The organism is Burkholderia sp. S-53, assembly GCF_025560745.1.
Lineage (GTDB): Bacteria > Pseudomonadota > Gammaproteobacteria > Burkholderiales > Burkholderiaceae > Burkholderia > Burkholderia pyrrocinia.
Genome location: NZ_CP090484.1, coordinates 2,583,844 through 2,602,811 on the forward strand (window position 1 = coordinate 2,583,844; position 18,968 = coordinate 2,602,811).

The 18,968-nt window shown below is 68.2% G+C and carries 15 protein-coding genes; 12 read left to right on the forward strand and 3 right to left on the reverse strand.

Going from position 1 to position 18,968, the window contains the following annotated elements; genetic code table 11:
- Positions 1 to 83: 83 nt before the first annotated feature.
- The 3 genes from LXM88_RS33770 to LXM88_RS33780 form a co-directional block, all read right to left on the reverse strand.
- A complete protein-coding gene (locus LXM88_RS33770) occupies positions 84 to 1,556 on the reverse strand; it encodes an aldehyde dehydrogenase family protein (protein ID WP_262543819.1) in 1,473 nt (490 codons plus the stop codon).
- Complete coding sequence (locus LXM88_RS33775) at positions 1,553 to 3,247, reverse strand: 5-guanidino-2-oxopentanoate decarboxylase (protein ID WP_262543820.1); 1,695 nt, start codon at positions 3,245 to 3,247, stop codon at positions 1,553 to 1,555. The genes LXM88_RS33770 and LXM88_RS33775 overlap by 4 nt, the downstream gene beginning before the upstream one ends.
- Before the next feature lie 279 nt (positions 3,248 to 3,526).
- Positions 3,527 to 4,462, reverse strand: coding sequence for a LysR family transcriptional regulator (locus LXM88_RS33780; RefSeq protein WP_262543821.1), 936 nt, complete (start codon positions 4,460 to 4,462; stop codon positions 3,527 to 3,529).
- Positions 4,463 to 4,589: 127 nt separating this feature from the next.
- Between LXM88_RS33780 and LXM88_RS33785 the strand changes: the two genes are divergently transcribed.
- The 12 genes from LXM88_RS33785 (at position 4,590) to LXM88_RS33840 (ending at position 18,860) form a co-directional block, all read left to right on the forward strand.
- Complete coding sequence (locus LXM88_RS33785; protein WP_262543822.1) at positions 4,590 to 5,279, forward strand: glutathione S-transferase family protein; 690 nt, start codon at positions 4,590 to 4,592, stop codon at positions 5,277 to 5,279.
- 36 nt (positions 5,280 to 5,315) lie between these two features.
- Entirely contained in the window at positions 5,316 to 7,418 is a 2,103-nt protein-coding gene (locus LXM88_RS33790; protein ID WP_262543823.1) for a pyridoxamine 5'-phosphate oxidase family protein, read from the forward strand.
- Between the two features lie 122 nt (positions 7,419 to 7,540).
- A complete protein-coding gene (locus LXM88_RS33795; protein WP_096475000.1) occupies positions 7,541 to 7,744 on the forward strand; it encodes a DUF2970 domain-containing protein in 204 nt (67 codons plus the stop codon).
- A 588-nt stretch (positions 7,745 to 8,332) separates the two neighbouring features.
- On the forward strand, positions 8,333 to 10,564 hold the full coding sequence (locus LXM88_RS33800) for a TonB-dependent siderophore receptor (RefSeq protein ID WP_262543824.1): 2,232 nt from the start codon (positions 8,333 to 8,335) through the stop codon (positions 10,562 to 10,564).
- A gap of 59 nt (positions 10,565 to 10,623) precedes the next feature.
- A complete protein-coding gene (gene pnuC / locus LXM88_RS33805) occupies positions 10,624 to 11,259 on the forward strand; it encodes a nicotinamide riboside transporter PnuC (protein WP_262543825.1) in 636 nt (211 codons plus the stop codon).
- Positions 11,260 to 11,295: 36 nt separating this feature from the next.
- Positions 11,296 to 12,486 carry a phosphotransferase enzyme family protein gene (locus LXM88_RS33810; protein ID WP_262543827.1) on the forward strand — a complete coding sequence of 397 codons (1,191 nt, stop codon included), beginning with the start codon at positions 11,296 to 11,298 and terminating at the stop codon, positions 12,484 to 12,486.
- Positions 12,487 to 13,027: 541 nt separating this feature from the next.
- Positions 13,028 to 13,711 (forward strand): PAAR domain-containing protein, encoded by a 684-nt coding sequence (locus tag LXM88_RS33815; protein WP_262543828.1) that lies wholly within the window; start codon positions 13,028 to 13,030, stop codon positions 13,709 to 13,711.
- On the forward strand, positions 13,708 to 14,250 hold the full coding sequence (locus LXM88_RS33820) for a hypothetical protein (RefSeq protein WP_262543830.1): 543 nt from the start codon (positions 13,708 to 13,710) through the stop codon (positions 14,248 to 14,250). Before LXM88_RS33815 ends, LXM88_RS33820 begins: the two co-directional genes overlap by 4 nt.
- Positions 14,251 to 14,255: 5 nt before the next feature.
- On the forward strand, positions 14,256 to 14,942 hold the full coding sequence (locus LXM88_RS33825) for a M35 family metallo-endopeptidase (RefSeq protein WP_262543831.1): 687 nt from the start codon (positions 14,256 to 14,258) through the stop codon (positions 14,940 to 14,942).
- A gap of 12 nt (positions 14,943 to 14,954) precedes the next feature.
- Positions 14,955 to 15,707, forward strand: a complete 753-nt coding sequence (locus tag LXM88_RS33830) for a hypothetical protein (protein ID WP_262543832.1) — start codon at positions 14,955 to 14,957, stop codon at positions 15,705 to 15,707.
- 355 nt (positions 15,708 to 16,062) lie between these two features.
- Complete coding sequence (locus LXM88_RS33835; RefSeq protein WP_262543833.1) at positions 16,063 to 17,364, forward strand: TolC family protein; 1,302 nt, start codon at positions 16,063 to 16,065, stop codon at positions 17,362 to 17,364.
- Between the two features lie 26 nt (positions 17,365 to 17,390).
- Positions 17,391 to 18,860, forward strand: a complete 1,470-nt coding sequence (locus LXM88_RS33840) for an efflux RND transporter periplasmic adaptor subunit (protein ID WP_262543834.1) — start codon at positions 17,391 to 17,393, stop codon at positions 18,858 to 18,860.
- Positions 18,861 to 18,968 lie beyond the last annotated feature (108 nt).

Consider the following 18,968-nt stretch of genomic DNA (forward strand, 5'->3'; position numbering starts at 1 on the left):
ATGAACTGTAGGGAGGTCAAATTTCCGCAACAAACGAAATATCCGCATGCGCGGCATGACATAAACGCATGGGCCAGCCGGTCTCAACGGGCCGGCATCATGACCTGCTTGATCTCCTGGAACGCGGCCAGCCCGAACGGACCGAGCTCGCGTCCGACGCTGCTGCGCTTGTAGCCGCCCCATGAGGTTTGCGGATAGATCAGTTGTGGCGTATTGATCCAGACGACGCCCGCCTCGAGTGCGTCGGCGACTCGTTTGCCGCGTGCGGCGTCGCGCGTGACGACGGTCGCGACAAGCCCGTATTCGGTATCGTTGGCGGCCGCGATCGCATCGTCTTCGGTGTCGAACGCGCGCACGCACAGCACCGGACCGAAGATTTCCTCGCGCCATAGCGCGCTGTCGGCCGGCACGTCGGCGAACAGAGTGGGCCGGATGAAGTAGCCGGGGCCCGCGAGTACGTCGCCGCCCGTCACGAGCCGCGCGCCGTCGGTTTTGCCTTGCGCGATGTGACGCTTCACGCGTTCGTATTGCGTGCGGTTCGTCAGCGGTCCCATCTGCACGCCGGCGGCGAACGGCGGGCCGACGACGGTCGCGTCGATCCGCCGCGCGAGGCGTGCGATCAGGTCGTCGGCGAGCGGCGCGGCGACGAGCACACGCGAGGTCGCCGAACACATCTGCCCGGCGTTGAACAGGCCGCCGCCCGCGATCAGCTCGACCGCGTAATCGGGGTTGGCGTCGTCGAACACGACGATCGACGACTTGCCGCCGAGTTCGAGGCCGACGCCCTTGATCGTGTCCGCCGCTGTTTTCATGACCTGCGCGCCGACCGCCGTGCTGCCGGTAAACGACACTTTCGCGACGAGCGGATGCGCGCACAGCCAGGCGCCGACGTCGTGGCCGGTACCCGGCACGACGTTCAGCACGCCGGGCGGCAGGCCCGCTTCGGCGGCGATCGCGGCGAGTTCGAGTTCGGGCAGCGGCGTGATCTCGGAAGGCTTCAGCACGACGGTGCAGCCGGCCGCGAGCGCGGGCGCGAGCTTCCAGGCGGTCGTCACCATCGGGAAATTCCACGGCACGATCAGCGCGGCGACGCCGGCCGGTTCGCGCCGGATCCATGCGCGGTGGTCGTCGCCGGGCAGCGCGACCTCGGTTTCGCCGTCCGTGTCGAGGCGTTCCGCGAGGCCCGCGTAGTAGTCGAACGTCGCGATCACGTCGGCGACGTCGATCTCGGCTTCAGCGAACGGCTTGCCGTTGTTGAGCGACTGCAGCGTCGCGAGCCGCGTGCGGCGTGCGTCGACGCCGCGCGCGATCGCGCGGAGCAGGGCCGCACGCGCGGCGCCCGTCGTGCGTTTCCAGCCCGGAAACGCCCGGGCCGCGGCCCGCACGGCGCGCTCGACGTCTGCGCTGCCGCCGGCATCCACATGCACGATGACCGTTTCCGTCGATGGATCGACGACGGGCAGCGTGGCGCCGTCGATGCCGGGGCCCCACGCGCCGTCGATGAAGAGCCCGGTATGCAACGGTGGATCGAAGCGAAGCTCGGCAGCCCGGCTCATCGCTGCACCTGGCTGAACCATTTCGTTTCGTCGATCTCGATCACGGTCGGGATCGCGCGCGCCGCCGCGTCGTGCAGCGCGCGGGTCAGCGCGTCGGGCGTCGGGGCCGCGTGCGCCGCACAGCCGAAGCCGCGCGCGAGCGCCAGGAAGTCGGGCGTGTACGGATCGACGCCGATCGGCGTGATGTCGCGCGCGACCATGTATTTGCGGATCTCGCCGTAACCGCGGTTGTTCCAGACGATCACGATCACCGGCAGGCGGGCCTCGACCGCACTTGCGAGCTCCGGCAACGTGAACTGCAGGCCGCCATCGCCGATCAGGCAGACGACCGGGCGCGCGGGCGCGGCGAGTTTCGCGCCGATCGCGGCGGGTAGCCCGTAGCCGAGCGTGCCGTAGCCGGTCGACGAGTTGAACCAGCTGCGCGGCGCCGGCGCGTCGTGGGTGAAGTTGCCGACGTAGACGGGGCTCGTCGAGTCGCCCGCGACGATCGCGCCGGGCAGCGCCTCGACGATCGTGTCGATCAGCAGTGCTTGCGCGCGTGCCGGGCCGTCGTGGCCGGACGCGATCGCGGCGCGCACGGCGGCCACGCGCATCGCGCCCCAACCGGCCGCAGGTGTCGGCGCCGGCTTTTCGTGCAGGCGGGTCGACAGCGCGCCGAGCGCCAGCCGCGAATCGCCGGCGATGGCGATTTCCGCACGGGCATTGCGCATCAGCTGTTGCGCATCGATGTCGATGCGGATCAACCGGCCGTCGATCGCGAAGCCGCCATCGAACGTGACGTCGTAATCCGTTTCGCCGAGTTCGGTGCCGACGGCGAGCACCACGTCGGCGTCGCGGATCGCCGCGCGGGTGGCCGGCAGCGACTGCGTCGAGCCGATCAGCAACGGATGGCCGGCTGGCAGCAAGCCCTTCGCGTTGATCGTCAGTGCGACCGGGGCGTGCAGGCGCTCGGCCAGTTCGCGCAGTTCGGCCGCCGCGTGGACGGCGCCGCCGCCTGCCAGGATCAGCGGCCGGCGCGCGTGCGCGAGCAGGTCCGCGGCCGTTGCGAGCGCATTGGCGTCGGGCGCGGGTTTCGCGGGCAGGGCAACCGGGGCGTCGGGCATCGCGCTAGCCGGCATGACGATCACGTCGAGCGGAATCTCGATGTGCACGGGCCGCGGCCGCGCGCTTTCGAAGACCGCGAATGCGCGCGCGAGGACCTGCGGCAGGTCGGCCGCGTCGAGCAGCGTATGCGAGAACGCGGTGAGCCCCGCGAACACGTCGCGCTGCGACGGCAACTCGTGCAGGCGGCCGTCGCCGCTGCCGAGCTCGCGCCGCGCGTTGACGCTCGAGATCACCAGCATCGGGATCGAATCCGCGTAGGCCTGTGCCATCGCGGTCGCGATATTGGTCATCCCCGGCCCGGTGATGATGAAGCAGACGCCCGGCCGGCCCGTGACGCGTGCATAGCCGTCGGCCATGAAGCCGGCCCCCTGTTCGTGGCGCGGCGTCACATGGCGGATCGACGACGCGGCGAGACCGCGATAGAGCTCGACGGTATGCACGCCGGGAATGCCGAACACGCATTCGACGCCATAGCGTTCGAGCAGGTCGACGAGCGCTTCGCCGCAGGTGCGGGGGCGGCCATGGAACGATGCCGGTGCGGCCGTGCGGGCCTCGGCGATGCAGGAGAGGGGGGCTGGGTGGTTCATGGATCGTGATGTGCCGGTTGGGAGGGGGATTGGCCCGTACCGCAAACGAGGGGGCATGAAGCGGATTGTCGGCGTCGATCCGGGTCGCCAACAATCGATTAGTTCTCATGCGGCGCATGAGCGACGTGCATGGCGACGCCTGCTCATGGGACGTCGCGATTCATCGGTGGAATGCATGGGCCGGCAAGGGCGGTTCGGTCGCCGCTCAGGACACGGCGCGAACCCCGGTGCGGCCGGCAACCGGCGAAGCGCGGCAGCCGCAACGGACTTCGGCTTGCGTCAACGCTCGCGCTTCCCCTTTCGTACCGGTCGCGTATCGCCGATCCTCGCCTTCATCGCATCGATGAACGCCCGCACCTTCGGCGACGGCAGCCGCGTCGACGGATACACCGCATGAATCCCGGCCGGCGCCGAACGCCATGCGGGCAGCAGCCGCACGAGCCGGCCGTCCGCGATGTCGTCGGCGGTCGAGAAATCCGTCAGCAAGCCGAATGTGCCGCCGGCCAGCACGATCGCGCGGCAGGCGGTCGCGGTGTTCGACACGAAATGCGGCACGCAGCGCACCGATGCCTTGCCGCCGCGCGCGCTTTCAAGCTCGAGCGTGTGTGGGCGCGACAGCGTCGACAGCATCACGAACGGCAGCGCGGCGAGCGCGTCCGTATCGCGCGGCAGCCCGTAACGCGCGACGAACGCGGGGCTCGCGACCAGCCATTTCTCGTACGTGCCGAGCTGCACCGCGCGATAGTTCGAATCGGCGAGACGGCCGATGCGGATCGCGACGTCGAGGTTGTCCGCGACGAGATCGACGACGCGGTCGTTCGCGACGAGTTCGACGTCGAGCCCCGGATGCAAGTCGCGCAGCGCGACGACGGCCGGCGCGACGACCTGTGCGCCGTAGTCGATCGGCACGCTCACGCGCAGCGTGCCGCGCAGCGGCCCCGCATCGGACGACACCGCATCGAGCGCGGTTTCGGTGGCGCGGACGATGTCGCGGCACGCGTCGTAGAACGTCCGCCCCGCGTCGGTCACGCTCAGCCGCCGCGTCGTGCGCACCAGCAGGTTCGCGCCGACCTCGGATTCGAGGCGCTGCATGTGCGTGCTGACGACCGTCTTCGCGATGCCGAGCCGCTCGGCCGCGGCCGTCAGCGAGCCGGCATCGACCACCGCGACGAAGATCGCCAGCCGGTTCAGGTTCACGTCGCGCAGATCGGCCATCGTCGATTGTCCTATGGGAGCGGATAATGTTTCATCGATTATCCGTCTTCTGGCCGCGAACGGCGAGCGTTACGCTGGAGCCGTTCGTCGCCGACTCCCGGCGACGCGAGATTCCGGAGTGTTTTCCATGCCCGTCGCCAGCAAGCCCGTCGCCAGCAAGCCCGTCGCCAGCAAGCCCGTCGCCGGTGAGCCCGTCGCCGCGATTCGCGTCTATTCGTTCCTGCTGTCCGGGCATGCGCATCGCGTCCGGTTGTTCCTGTCGCTGCTCGGCTTGCCGTCCGAGACCATCGACATCGACCTCGCGGCCGGCGCGCAGCGCGAACCGGCGTTTCTCGCGCTCAATCCGCTCGGGCAAGTGCCCGTGATCGACGACGGCGGCACCGTGATCACCGATTCGAACGCGATCCTCGTGTATCTCGCGAAGCGCTACGGCGACGCGCACTGGCTGCCCGACGACCCGGCAGGCGCGGCGGTCGTGCAGCGCTGGCTGTCGTATGCGGCCGGCCCGATCGCGTCGGGGCCTGCCGCGGCGCGGCTCGTGACCGTGTTCGGTGCGCCGCTCGACCAGGATGCGGCCAAGCGCACGGCCGCCAAAGTGCTCGACGTGATCGACCGCGAACTGGCCGGCAAGCCGTTCGCGGCCGGCGATCAGCCGACGATCGCGGACATCGCCGCCTACACGTATATCGCGCACGCGCCGGAAGGCGGGGTGTCGCTCGAACCGTATCCACACGTGCGCGCATGGCTGGCACGTGTCGAGGCGCTGCCGGGTTTCGTCGGCATGCCGACGACGCGCGTGGGCCTGCTTGCCGCGTAACGCCAACCGAAGCCGCGCCTGTTCAGGGAGAACGCGATGAATGCCCCGACCGCCGTCGTACCGGGCTGGGAACTCGATGACGCGCCGTTTCACGCGGGCGAGCTCGCCGTGCAGCAGCGCGCGGGCGTGACGGAGGCCGCGGGCGCGGCCGGCCGGCGCGGAATCCGGCGCTTCATGCCGGACCAGCACCGGACGTTTTTCGCGCAACTACCGTTCTTCGTGCTCGGCGGCGTCGATGCGCACGGCCAGCCGTGGGCGACGCTGCGGGCCGGCGCGCCGGGGTTCGTGACGTCGCCGGATGCGCGCACGCTGCGGATCGCGGCGCCCGCGCTGCCGGGCGATCCGCTGGCCGGCGCGTGGCGGCCGGGCGCGCCGCTCGGCGGGCTCGGGATCGAATTCGATACTCGGCGGCGTAATCGCGTCAATGGCGTCGTGCGCGCCGTCGACGGCGATGCGCTGACGATCGCGGTCGAGCAGAGCTTCGGCAACTGCGCGAAGTACATCCAGGGCCGCACGCCATCGTTCGTCGCGCGCGACGGCGATACGCAGGTCGCGCCCGATGTGTCGGACCGGCTGGGCGACGCGGATCGCACGCTGCTCGCGCAGGCCGATACGTTCTTCGTCGCGAGCGCGAACACGTCGGCGGACGCGGGCGCCGCGCGCGGCGCGGACGTGTCGCATCGCGGCGGGATGCCGGGCTTCGTGCGCGTCGACGACGCACACACGCTGACGACGCCGGATTTCAGCGGCAACCGTTTCTTCAACACGCTCGGCAACCTGCAGCACGATCCGCGCGCGGGGTTGCTGTTCGTCGATTTCGACAGCGGCGACCTGCTGGTCGTTGCCGCGCGTGCGGAGATCGTGTGGGACGGGCCGCTCGTCGCGTCGTTCGACGGCGCGCAGCGCGTCGTGCGCTTCCATGTGCGGGAAGTGCGGCGCATGCGCGCGGTGCTGCCGTTCCGCTGGTCGGCGGTCGAGCGCGCGCCGCAGTTCGCGGCGATGGCGGCGGCGGCTGGCGGGGCGGTGGTGGCGGCGGTCGCGCCGGTGCCGTCCGTATCGGCACCTGCATCGGCATCGACACCTGCATCGGCATCGACACCCACATCGACACCCGCGTGGCGATCGCTGCGCATCGCGAAGATCGTCGACGAAGCGCGCGCGATCCGCTCGTTCCATTTCGAATCGGTGGACGGTGGGGCGTTGCCCGCATACGAGGCCGGGCAGCATTTGACGCTGCGCGTCGCGTTGCCGGGCAGCGATGCGCCGTCGATACGCAGCTACACGCTGTCCGATGCGCCGGGCGACGCACATTACCGGATCACGGTGAAGCGCGAAGAGCGAGTGTCGGCATGGCTGCACGATCACGCACAAGCGGGCACGACGCTCGACGCGCAAATGCCGCGCGGCCGCTTCGCATTCGATCTCGCGAGCCCGCGCCCGGCCGTGTTCGTATCGGCCGGTATCGGCATCACGCCGATGGTCGCGATGCTGCGCAGCGCGCTGGCCGACGCCGCGCCGTCGCGCCGCGTGGTGTTCGTGCACGGCGCGCGCGAAGCGGCCGACCGGCCGTTCGCGGCGGAGCTGGCGCGCATCGCGGCCGCCGATGCGCGGCTGTCGCTCCACTGGTTCGACAGCCGTCCGCACGACGACACGGCAGCGCGGGCCGGCCGCATCGACATCGCGCAACTGAAGCGGCTGCTGTCGTTCGACGACTACGACTTCTACCTGTGCGGGCCGTCGGCGTTCATGCGCGACCTGTACGACGGGCTGCGTGCGCTGAACGTGCCGGACGAACGCATCCGCTTCGAGGCGTTCGGGCCGTCCACTGTGGCGCGCAGCGTGGCCCGCGCGGCAGGCACGCCGGCGGCGGCGAGCGTGCCTGTCGTGTTCCGGCGCACCGGGCGCGAAGCTGCATGGACGCCGGCCGACGGCACGTTGCTCGAATTCGCGGAAGGGCAGCGCGTCGCCGTGCCGTCCGAATGTCGCTCCGGGTCGTGCGGCACGTGCGCGACGCGCCTGCTGTCCGGCGCGGTCGACTACGAGCAAACGCCCGATGCGGCGGTCGAACCCGGCTGCGCGCTGCTATGCGTCGCGCGGCCCGCGCAGGGCGCCACGGAACCGCTCGTGCTCGACCGCTGACGGCACCTGCGACATGCCGCCGCAGACGGCCTGCTGCGCAAAAAGCGCGCGCAACTGCTTCTTTTTTCGGATGCCGGTCGGGTCGACGATAGCGTCAACCGATTCGATGAAAGGAGCGCATCATGAAACTGCTCGGCATGATCAAGCTGGTCCTGTGGAGTTTCTTCGGCGTACGCAACAGCAAGGCGCACGCGGCCGATCTCGCGAACGTCAACTTCACGCTGCTGCCGTTCGTGGCGATCGTGCTCGCGCTGCTCGTCGGCGCGGTGATTTACGGCGTCGTGCATCTGGTCGTCGATCCGACCGTGACGATGCAGGGGTTCTGAGCGGCGCATGAACGGCGAGCGGGCTGTCACGCCCGCTCCGGTTTCAGCCCGCGCGACCGGCGCGTGACTGCACCGGTCCGCAACGCCGCACGATGCGACGCGCGTGGCGGTCGCCTGGCCGTCCTTGTCGTCCCGCCCGATCGCGTTTCTCCCGCCACGCCCCCCGTTCCGCCCGATTCCACGGCCTCGATCCCCGCCCGGGGTAGAATGCGCGCCACGCCGCGATATCGCGCGCGACGGGCAGGCCGCCGTTCCGACCAACGGCGCGCGCAAGTGCCCGCCGTTCGCACCGGGGCGTTCGAAGCGCCCCCCGCATGACACGACCGCGCGATGCCGCCGGCCGCCCGACAGGCACCCGACGAACCCGTCGACGGCTGCGTCGGCTTCCGGCGCGTCACCCGAATCCGATGTCCCATCCTGCGTATTCCTGATCGACCGGCACGCATGCGTGCCGTCTCGTTCGATTCGTCCGATGAATGTCGTGCCGGCGGGATGCGCCGGCGGGTGAAGATTCGTCCGCGGGCGGGCGCTTCGCAGCTTCGTAACGTGTTTCGACAGGGTCGAGTGGCGAGTTTTCCATCCAGAACAATGACGGTGAATAGAACAACAGCGTCGCCCGCACGGCGGCGGCGCGCGAAGGTCGGGCTTGGAGTCGGCCTCGGCATCACGCTTTTCGCGGCGCAGGCTGCAGCAGCCCAGGGCGACGCGCCGGTGCAGGACGCCGATGCGGCCGGCAGCGCGACGCTGCCGACGATCACGGTGAGCGGCGAGCGCGGCAACGCGTTTCGCGTGCGCAACGCGTCGGTCGCGGGGCTCGACGACGCGCCGCTGCGCGACACGCCGGCGTCGGTGAGCGTCGTGACGCGCGCGCAGCTCGACGACCAGCAGGCGAAGCGGCTCAGCGACGTCGTGCGCAACGACGCGTCGGTCGTCAACGACTATGCGCCGGTCGGCTATTTCGAAGGCTTTGCGATCCGCGGCTTTCCGGTCGATCTCGCGAGCGCGATCCGGATCGACGGGCTGACGGTGTCCGGCGAGCAGAACGTGCCGCTCGAGAACAAGGAACGCGTCGAGATCCTCAAGGGGCTCGCCGGCATCGACAGCGGCGTCGTCGCGCCGGGCGGCGTGATCAACTTCGTGACGAAGCGCTCCGCGAACGTCGCGAGCGTGACGGGCGGCGTCGACAGCCGCGGCTCGACGTCGGCGGCCGTCGATCTCGGCCGCCGCTTCGGCCCCGACAACCAGTTCGGCTTCCGGATCAATGCCGCGAAGGAGAACATGCACTCGTATATCGACGGCACGAACGGGCGGCGCACGTTCGGCTCGATCGCCGCCGACTGGGACATCAGCCCGCGTGCGAGCCTGCAGCTCAATGCCGAATTCCAGCAATGGATCCAGCGTTCCGCGCCCGGCTACCAGCTGCTCGGCGGCACCGTCGTGCCGTCGGTCAAGACCACGTCGAAGGCGCTCGGCACGCAGCCGTGGGCGAAACCGGTGACGACCGACGCGCTGAACCTGAACGCGCGCTTCGACTACCAGTTCAACGACGACTGGAAGGCGTACGTCGCCGCCGGCCGCAGCCGCACGATGATCGACGACAACAGCGCGTTCGCGTACGGCTGTTCGTATGCGGCAAGCTGCGCGGCCGGTGCGACGTCGCCGTTCTTCTTCGGCGCGAACGGCGACTACGACGTCTACGACTTCCGCAGCCCCGGCGAATACCGGCGCAACGACGACCTGCGCGCGGCCACGACGGGCAAGTTCGCGACCGGGCCGCTGCGGCACGAGCTGACGCTCGGCGTGAGCGTGCAGCGCCGCGTCGTGCACATGGCCGACGCCGTGTACGACTACGTGGGCAGCGAGAACATCTACGGGCCCGACGTGGCGTTCGCGCCGTCGCCGAATTCGCCCGGGCCGTCGTATCCGCGCCTCGACGCGTGGCAGTACGGCGTGTTCGGGCTCGACCGCATCAGCATCGGCGAACACTGGCAGGTGCTCGCGGGCGGCAAGGAAGTGCTGCTGCGCCAGCGGAGTTGGGACAGCCTTGACGGCCCGACGACGCATACCGATCGCTCGGTGTTCCTGCCGCAGGTCGCGCTCGTCTACAAGCCGGTGAATGTGCTGTCGCTGTACGCGTCGTACAGCAAGGCGCTGTCGCTCGGCGACCAGGCACCGGTGCGCGCGACCAACGCGTACGCGTTCCTGCCGCCCGTCGAATCGCACCAGATCGAGGTCGGCGCGAAATACGACTGGCTCGACCGGCTGAGCCTCACGGCCGCCGTGTTCTCGATCAGCAAGCCGTTCCAGTTCGCCGATCCGGACGCATCGGGCACGACCTACACGTTCGTGCAGCGCGGCACGCAGCGGCACCAGGGGATCGAACTCGGCGCGGCCGGGCGCGTGACCGAGCGCCTCGCGCTGACGGCGAGCGTCGCGGCGATCCGTGCCCGCGCTTACGATTCGGGTTCGCCGGCGTACGAAGGGCACCAGATCATCAACGTGCCCGCGCTGCGCGCGTCGCTGTACGCGGACTACGCGGTGCCGGGCGTCGCGGGCCTGAACGTGCTCGGCGGCGTCGAGTACAGCGCGGCCCGCAACGCGAACGAGGAAGGCACCGCGCGCGTGCCGTCGTGGTTCGTGTTCAATCTCGGCGCGCGCTATACGACGAAGATCGGCGGCCATCGCACGGTGCTGCGCGTATCGGTGGACAATCTGTTCAACAAGTTCTACTGGCGCGACGCGGGCGAGCAGCAGGGCGATGCGTACCTGTTCCCGGGTGCGCCGCGCACCGCGCGCGTGTCGTTGACCTATGATTTCTGATCGTCCGGAACCGGCCGCGTGACGCGCGGCCCCGGCAGCTACCCAGGAGAGCACAGACGATGTCCCCACTCGAAATCGCCGGCGTGATCGTCAGCGCGCTCGCGATCTGGCTGACCGCGAAGCGGCGCATGCTGTGCTGGCCGGTCGGGCTCGCGTCGGTCGCGCTGTATGGCTGGATCTTCTTCGACGCGAAGCTGTACTCGGACATGCTGCTGCAGGGCGCGTTCGCGGTGCTGCAGGTGTACGGCTGGCAGCGCTGGCTCGCGCAGCGCGCGAGCGAAGCCGACGGCGGCGGCGCGGCACCGGCCGGCGACGTGGCGCCCGTCACGGGCGTGCGGCCGCGCCAGATGCTGCCCGACCTGATCGCGGCCGTGATCGGCAGCGCGCTGCTCGGCGGCATGATGGCGCGCTGGACCGATGCGGCGCTGCCGTTCGTCGATGCGTCGCTGACCGCGTTCAGCCTCGTCGCGCAATACTGGACCGCGCGGCGCTACATCGCGTCGTGGGGGCTGTGGATCGTCGTGAACGTCGTGTACGTCGGGATGTTCGTGTTCAAGGCGCTGTATCTGACGGCCGGACTCTATGCGCTGTTCATCGGGCTCGCCGTCGTCGGCTGGCGCGACTGGAGCCGGACGGCCGCGACGCTGCGCGCGGCGGCCGGCGGCACGCTCGCGTCGGGCGGCGGCGCGCGCTGATTCACGCGCCGATTCAACTACGGAGCAACGTCGTTCATGTCATTCCCACTCGAGCAGGACGGCCCCGTATCGCGTGACGTCGCGCCGCCGCAATTCGGCGTCGACGGCGAGCAGGCCGAACGCGACTGGCCGCTGATGACGCACGACGAAGTGGCGGCGGTGCTTGCGCGGATCGACGGCGCCGGTGAGCCGGCCCGGCTGACGTGGCACAGCCCGCGCCAGTTCGCGGCCGCCGTGCTCGTGCGGATGGCGGACGGGCGCGGGTTGTTCGTCAAGCGTCATCACGTGAGCCTGCGCGATGTCGCGGGGCTCGAGGAAGAGCATCGCTTCATCGCGCATCTGCGCGAACGCGGGATGCCGGTGGTCGACGTGCTCGCCGGCCGCGACGGCGCGACCGCATTCGCGTCCGGCGAATGGACGTACGAAGTGCACGTGGTCGCGCCGGGCGTCGATCCGTATCGCGGCGTGATGTCGTGGCAGCCGTTCACGCACCCGTCGCATGCATACGCGGCCGGTCGCGCGCTGGCCGAACTGCATCGCGCGTCGGCCGGCTACGATGCGCCCGCGCGGCCCATACGCACGCTGCTGTCGAGTTTCCGTGTGCTGTCGTCCGCCGATCTGGCGGGCGCGCTCGAACGCTGGGTCGACGCGCAGCCGCTGCTCGTGCGCGCGCTCGGCGCGCGCGACTGGCGCGGCGACGTCGCCGACGCGATCGGCCCGTATCATGCGCGCGTCGTGCCGTTGCTGCCCGCGTTGCCGCCGCTGTGGACGCACGGCGACTGGCATGCGTCGAACCTGCTGTGGACCGATGCAGGGCCCGGCGCGCAGGTGCGGACCGTGCTCGACTTCGGGCTGTCGGATCGTACCTGCGCGGTGATGGATCTCGCGCTCGCGATCGAGCGTAATACGGTCGACTGGATGGCGCCGGCCGATGCGCGGCGTGTCGAATACGACCAGATCGACGCGCTGCTCGACGGCTACGAATCGCTCGAACCGCTGGGCGACGACGCGTATGCGGCGCTGGTCGCGCTGCTGCCGATCGTGCATACGGAGTTCGCGCTGTCGGAGGTCGCGTATTTCGGCTGCATCATCGATGCGGCGGCCATCGTCGACATTGCGTACGACGGTTATCTGATCGGGCACGCTCGCTGGTTCGGCGAACGCGACGGGCGGCAACTGCTCGACTGGCTCGAACGGCGCCGGCGGGCGAAGGGCGGGAAAACGTGAGCGATGTGTCTGGTACAGGGACGTGTGCGGCGCGTGCTGTCGCATCGCGCCTGAACTCCCCGCGGAGTGGCTGCCCGCAAGCCTGAGATCGCAGGCAGTTTGCGCGCCGTGGCCGACGGTCGTGGGGCGACCTGAGGGCCGATCCCTGTGGCGCGCTGCGCGGTCCCGCACAACTTCAATACGAAATCCACCACCCGGCCGATCCGGGTGTGAGTCAGCGGTCGACAAAGACGAGCGCCGGAGACGTGCGACCGGCGTCTGAACCGACGAATCCGACGTTCTGCCGTTTCAGGCGAACTGGGTGTCGTGCGGGCATTGCGGACAAAAATTTCGAACAGCGCGGGCATTCGGCCCGACACTGCGCCGTTCGATCCCCAGAAATCATGGTCGCAACTGTGAGTCCGATCGTTTCCGTGACATTCATTCGGATACCAGATAATCGCTGCCGAATTTTCGTACACGGCCGATTGATCCCCCCGTCAGGTTGGCGTTAGGTTGGCGTGAAGTCCATTTCACCCGCTTAACCGGAGAGGGATTCACGATGACGAATGAACAAGAAGCAAAAGCGCTTACCCATCTTTTCGCGACCATTGGCTCACGTACCGAGCGCGGCGGTTGGGTTGCCGAAGTCGCGGGCAAGATGAAATATCGCGGGCTGACGCTGGCCCGCGTCGGCGACATCGTTCATTACGATGACGGCAGCGAGGCCGTTGTCGTCGACGGGGCTGGATTTGCCGCCACGTCGGAAGACAAGCCGATCGCGCTGGTCGGCTCGCGACTGAGCAACGGCGACGTCATCACTCAAACCTTGCAAGACGGAGTCGGCATCCGGGTTGCCGATGACGAGCCGATTCCCGGCTTGTTCGATCCAGCCTATGTACCGCCGCCCGCGCGCCCACGCTACCGGCTGGCCGTGAAAGGGGCGACGACTGCCCGGGGCGGCGTGCTGCGTGAAGCAACCGGCACGTGGGACGTGGGCGAATTGCTCGGCAAGTCTGCTGTCGTGGGAAACGTCGTCCACTATGCGGACGGTTCGACCGCCCGAATAATTAGCGGTCTTGGCATCGCGAATTGCGCGGACTTCGTGCCGCTTGCCTTCGTTGGTAGCGAACTTTCAAACGGCGATACGGTCACGGACTCCCCTGAACGTGAGGGCAGGGGCTTCGCCGACACCTTCACAGTGGTGAAACTGGCGCGCCTGGCTGATCAAGAGGCGGCGACATGATCCGGTCTTTCCTCGCCCAGGGCGACCGCGCCGGGAGCGCGGTCATTACCGAAGGTCTCGGCACGGTGACCTGTTCCAATCCGCCGCCCGAAGTACAAATCGCCACACTCGGCATGAAAACCTACTGCACGGCTTGCAAGCAAGAAGGATTCATTGCGCCGAAGGGGCCGCGCTGGCCCGGCACCGGCCCGAACGGCAAGCAATGGGCGTTGAGCGGCGACATCAACGTGTGCGGCTGCAACCCGCCGCCGGTTTTCTACGCGGAACGCAACATGAGGATGATTTTCACGGCAGAGGAAGCCGCGGCGCTGACGGGGCAAGGCACTCCACGTTCGTCGTTGGAGATTCACGCTGAACACGACGAACAATTTTTTCTGTGCGATGCCGATACTGACCGACCCTTGGCACACGTGAAATATCGCATCCGTACCGCGTCCGGAAAAGTGTTCTGCGGCGCTACGGATGCTACCGGCCATACCAGCCGAATTGTTACGTCGAGCCGAGAAGCAATGGACATCGAGATTCATGTGGGAGAGTAAAGAACATGGCAACAGACGATGCAGATACACAAGACAACGGTGACTGGATTCACGTCGGGAAGGGTGAGTCGAACACGGTCCGCGGTTCGAAAGTCGTCATTCCGTTGTCACTGAATGGTCCGCCTATCTGCCCTAACATGACCGATGCAGAGTTCAGGAAGCTTGTTCTGGGGTTGAGAGATGAGGCCGTTGTCATTACCAAGCAGAGAATAGCCGAGCTGGGGCGCTGGACACCCGATATACAGGCCCGGGTTGCCGTGTGGTTCGGTTCGCCTGACAACGCGATCAGAACCCGGTTGACTGCGGGCCTCAGGGCGCTCGTGACAGTCATGTCGGACCTGACCGCCAAGAACTTCGTGCGTCCCGGCTCTGACGCGGATTTGGCTACTGGCTGCTTGCCAAACATGAAGGGTCTCGACGGAGAAGTGGCCCACGTCTGTCGTCCGGATACTGCGACGCATACGATTGCGATTAATATCCATTTCTGCTCGCTGCCTGATCGATCCGCGAGCAATTTATCCTCGAAGCAACTTACGATAGTTCACGAGTGTTCGCATTTTATAGATACGTTTGGCTCCGACGACTACCCGGGCGCGTACGGTCGTTGGGCTTGCGAACGATTGGCGAAAGAACATCCTGAGCAGGCTATTGGAAATGCAGACAGCATCGCGTGGTTCGTTTTGGCGCGTTAACCGGTCCAAAAAATGAAACGATTGATATCGCTTCTCCTGGTGTTCGCGCACTGCTCGTCGCAGGCCTATGCATGTAAGGTTCTGGAACAAGACAATATGCAATTGGCGTTGAATTCTATCGAGGTTGGCAACAGCGATCGGTTGAGCCTTGTCAGGCACTTCCTGACTGCGAGAGAGTGGACCCGTGAAGGGGCATCCGCAACTGTAGATGCGGCCGCGTTTGCGTGGGAGCGCAATCCGAAGGAGTTGGCAAAATTGCGCGGCGAGGCGATGAAATCTTTCCTTGTGCAACTGGGAATGAATCCCCAGGACGTATGGATTCACGAGCGGATCATTCAGGGCAAGGACGGCAAGCGTGTTCCCGACGACGCGCATCAAGTCGGCGTTGAATTTGTTCCGAAATGCCCATCGGAAGGTTGTCAGAGTCTATGCAATCTACCGGGTTTGCGGGGTGTTAGCAGCTATGCAGTTACGGCGGCTACACCCGGTCCCGCACGTGACGTCGATCTTTTTACCTGTGGCGACGAGCGTGAGCCTGCAACGGCGCGTATCGTCACGACGGAAAGATGGACACCGCGCACCGAAGATAAAGCGTTGTTCCTTGAGTCTTCCTCGAAGCCGCTTGCGCACGTTTGTTACCGAATCACCACGAGCGCGACCCGCTATGTCGGGATGACGGACGAGCGCGGGCAAACTGAGCGAATGCAATTGCTAGGACCGGAATATACGAGGATCGAGGTAAAGGTCGACGCGACCAAGAACTAGATCAGGTAACGCCGATATGTCCACCGGGAGGCGGGCACTTCCACGGACAGTGAAGCGGCACCGCGAGGTTCATGGTGCCGTGAGCTCCGGCGCGTTGCTGGACAACTACTGTATTCGATGCGATGTGCGCCGCTCACCTATCCATGAGCGGACCACGTTGTTCCAGCAGCTCAGTCAGGCGATATGCCGCTTCACCCAATCGCCGCGCATGGTGACGGTCCCGCCGCCGCGGTCGGCATGTGCTGCGCGCTCACGCACCACCGCGCCGAAGATGACGGAAATATCATCTTCGCCTCATGTTTGCACTGCGGTCGCTCCGTAGCATCGGTCGCGAACCGTCACTGCAGACTCGCCCATGCTCACGCACACCCTGGTTGCGCTCGCCGTCGTTGCGACGGCGGCGACCGCACATGCCCAAACGTCCCCGCCACTTGCCGCGCCCGTCGAGCTGCCCGCAGCCGTTGCGCCGCAGCCCGACCCGGTCGTTGCCGCGCCACTGACGCTCGCCGACGCGCTCGACACGGCCGCGCGCAGCAATCCGGCGCTGCGCGGCGCGCGCGCCGACGTCGATGCGTCCGCGGGCGCGCTGATGCAGGCCGGCGCGCGCCCGAACCCGGAACTCTCGTTCCTGCAGGAAGGCTTTCGCCGCGCGGAGCGCACGTCGACCGTGCTGCTCAACCAGACGATCGAACTCGGCGGCAAGCGCAGCGCGCGGCTCGACGTCGCGTCGTACGGACGGCAGTCCGCCGATGCGTCGCTCGACGAACAGGGCGCCGTCGTGCGCGCCGACGTGATCGCCGCATTCTACGGTCTGCTTGCCGCGCAGCGGCAGCTTCAGGTGACCGAGGAATCGGCGGCGATCGCCGCGCGCTCGGCGGATCTCGCCGGGCGGCGCGCACAGGCCGGCAAGGTATCGCCGGTCGAGGCGACCAAGGCGCAGGTGGCCGCGGCAGCCGTGCTGATCGAAGTCACGACCGCGCGCGGCCGCGTCGACGTCGCCCGCGAAAAGCTGAATGCGGTGATGGGCGGCGCGCGCACCGACCGGCGCGATGCGGTCGGCGATCTCGAAGTGGTGCCGGCGGTCGACCCGCTGTCCGCGCTCGTCGAGCGGCTCGACGATGCGCCGCTCGCGCGCATCGCGCGCGCCGAGATGCTGCGCTCGAACGCGGCCGTGTCGCTCGAACGCGCGCGGCGCATTCCGGACCTGACGGTCAGCGCGGGCGTGAAGCGCGTGACCACGGGCGGCGTGCCGGACAACCAGGCCGTCGTCGGCGTGTCGATTCCGATTCCGCTGTTCAACACGAACAAGGGCGCGCTGCTCGAAGCGACGCACAAGGCCGAGCGCGCGAACGCGAATCTCGATCGCGAGCGCGCGCGGCTGCGGCTGGAGCTGACGCAGGCCTATGCAAACTTCGAGGCCGCCGCGCAGGAAGCGCGGCGCCTGAAGACCGACATCCTGCCCGGCGCGCGCACCGCGCTCGACGCGATGTCGCGCGGCTACCAGCTCGGGAAGTTCGGCTTCCTCGACGTGCTCGACGCGCAGCGCACGCTGTTCCAGGGGCAATCGCAATACGTGCGCGCGCTCGCCGACGCGCACGCGGCCCGCGCCGACATCGGCCGGCTCGTCGGCACGCCGCTCGCGGCCGTCGCGCAATAAGCGCCCCTCTTACCTGAAGGATCATCATGTCACGCAGCAGAATCATCATCATTGCGGCGGCCGTGCTCGGCGGCGCCGGGATCGTGCTCGGCGCGCTCGCCGTCACGCGGGGCGGCGGCAGCGCGTCCGCGCCGTCGGCCGCCGAAGCCGCACAGCCGGCCGATGGGGCCGGCGCGCGGGGCGGCGTCGTGCTGAAGCGCGGCAGGCTCGCCGTCGAGATCGTCATGACGGAAAAGCCCGGCGACGCGCGGCTCGTCGTCTATCCGTTCGTCGACGGCAAGCCGGCCGACAAGGGCGTGACCGTGTCCGGCACGCTGGTCCGGTACGACCGCACGCACGAACCGATGCGTTTCGATGCGGCCGGCCAGAAGTTCGTGTCCGCGCAGCCGATCGCGAAGCCGCACGTGTTCGATGCGACGATCGACGTCAAGGCGGGCCGCGACGCCGCATCGTTCCCGTTCGCGCGCGCCGACGGCGCGATCGCGCTGACCGACGCGCAACTGGCGACCTCGAAGATCGCGCTCGCGAAGGCCGGCCCCGCGCAGATCGCAACGCCGTTCCAGTTGCCCGGCGAGATCAAGTTCAACGAGGATCGCACCGCGCACGTCGTGCCGCGCGTCGCCGGCATCGTCGAGCAGGTATCGGTGTCGCTCGGGCAGAACGTCGCGAAGGGGCAGGTGCTGGCCGTGATCGCGAGCACCGACCTTGCCGACCGGCGCAGCGAACTGCTGACGGCCGAGCGCCGCCTGTCGGGTGCGCGCGCAACCTACGAACGCGAACGCACGCTGTGGCAGGAGCGCATCTCGGCGGAACAGGACTACCAGCAGGCACAGGTGCAGTTGCGCGAGGCCGAGATCGCCGTGCAGAACGCGCGGCAGAAGCTCGCCGCGCTGAATGCGCCGGCCGGCGCGGGCGCGTTGAACCGTTACGAGCTGCGCGCGCCGTTCGCGGGCACGATCGTCGAGAAGCATGCGACGCCCGGCGAAGCGATCGCCGCCGATGCGAGCATGTTCGTGATCTCCGACCTGTCGACGGTCTGGGCCGAGATGGCCGTGCCGGCGCAACGGCTGAACGACGTGCGGGTCGGTCGCGACGCGACCGTCAGTGCGACCGCGTTCGAATCGCGTTCGAGCGGCCCGATCGCGTATGTGGGATCGCTGCTCGGCGAACAGACACGCACCGCGCCGGCGCGCGTCGTGCTGCCGAACCCGGACGGCGTGTGGCGGCCGGGCATGTTCGTGAACGTGTCGGTCGACGCGGGCAAGCAGGCCGTGGCGCTCGCGGTCGCGAGCGACGCGCTGCAGGACGTCGACGGTGCGCCGTCCGTGTTCGTGCGCTCGCCGAAGGGGTTCGTCGCGCAGGCGGTCGAAACGGGGCGGCGCGACGAACGTTCGACCGAAGTGCTGAAGGGGCTCAAGCCCGGCCAGGAGTACGTGGCGTCGAACAGCTTCGTGCTGAAAGCCGAACTCGGCAAGGGGAGCGCGGAACATGAATGAACGTGTCGTGCGCGCCGTTGCGCGATTTTCTGCCCGAAATTTGGCCCGGAATGCGGTTCGGTTTGCGATCCGCCGAATGACCGGTCGCGCGGCCCGTCCGGCGAGGGT

Coding starts and splice junctions, on each gene's coding strand:
- LXM88_RS33785 (WP_262543822.1), top strand. CDS start 4,590: ATGCCCGTCGCCAGCAAGCCCGTCGCCAGCAAGCCCGTCGCCAGCAAG.
- pnuC (WP_262543825.1), top strand. CDS start 10,624: ATGTCCCCACTCGAAATCGCCGGCGTGATCGTCAGCGCGCTCGCGATC.
- LXM88_RS33770 (WP_262543819.1), bottom strand. CDS start 1,556: ATGAGCCGGGCTGCCGAGCTTCGCTTCGATCCACCGTTGCATACCGGG.
- LXM88_RS33815 (WP_262543828.1), top strand. CDS start 13,028: ATGACGAATGAACAAGAAGCAAAAGCGCTTACCCATCTTTTCGCGACC.
- LXM88_RS33790 (WP_262543823.1), top strand. CDS start 5,316: ATGAATGCCCCGACCGCCGTCGTACCGGGCTGGGAACTCGATGACGCG.
- LXM88_RS33820 (WP_262543830.1), top strand. CDS start 13,708: ATGATCCGGTCTTTCCTCGCCCAGGGCGACCGCGCCGGGAGCGCGGTC.
- LXM88_RS33775 (WP_262543820.1), bottom strand. CDS start 3,247: ATGAACCACCCAGCCCCCCTCTCCTGCATCGCCGAGGCCCGCACGGCC.
- LXM88_RS33835 (WP_262543833.1), top strand. CDS start 16,063: ATGCTCACGCACACCCTGGTTGCGCTCGCCGTCGTTGCGACGGCGGCG.
- LXM88_RS33840 (WP_262543834.1), top strand. CDS start 17,391: ATGTCACGCAGCAGAATCATCATCATTGCGGCGGCCGTGCTCGGCGGC.
- LXM88_RS33800 (WP_262543824.1), top strand. CDS start 8,333: ATGACGGTGAATAGAACAACAGCGTCGCCCGCACGGCGGCGGCGCGCG.
- LXM88_RS33810 (WP_262543827.1), top strand. CDS start 11,296: ATGTCATTCCCACTCGAGCAGGACGGCCCCGTATCGCGTGACGTCGCG.
- LXM88_RS33825 (WP_262543831.1), top strand. CDS start 14,256: ATGGCAACAGACGATGCAGATACACAAGACAACGGTGACTGGATTCAC.
- LXM88_RS33830 (WP_262543832.1), top strand. CDS start 14,955: ATGAAACGATTGATATCGCTTCTCCTGGTGTTCGCGCACTGCTCGTCG.
- LXM88_RS33795 (WP_096475000.1), top strand. CDS start 7,541: ATGAAACTGCTCGGCATGATCAAGCTGGTCCTGTGGAGTTTCTTCGGC.
- LXM88_RS33780 (WP_262543821.1), bottom strand. CDS start 4,462: ATGGCCGATCTGCGCGACGTGAACCTGAACCGGCTGGCGATCTTCGTC.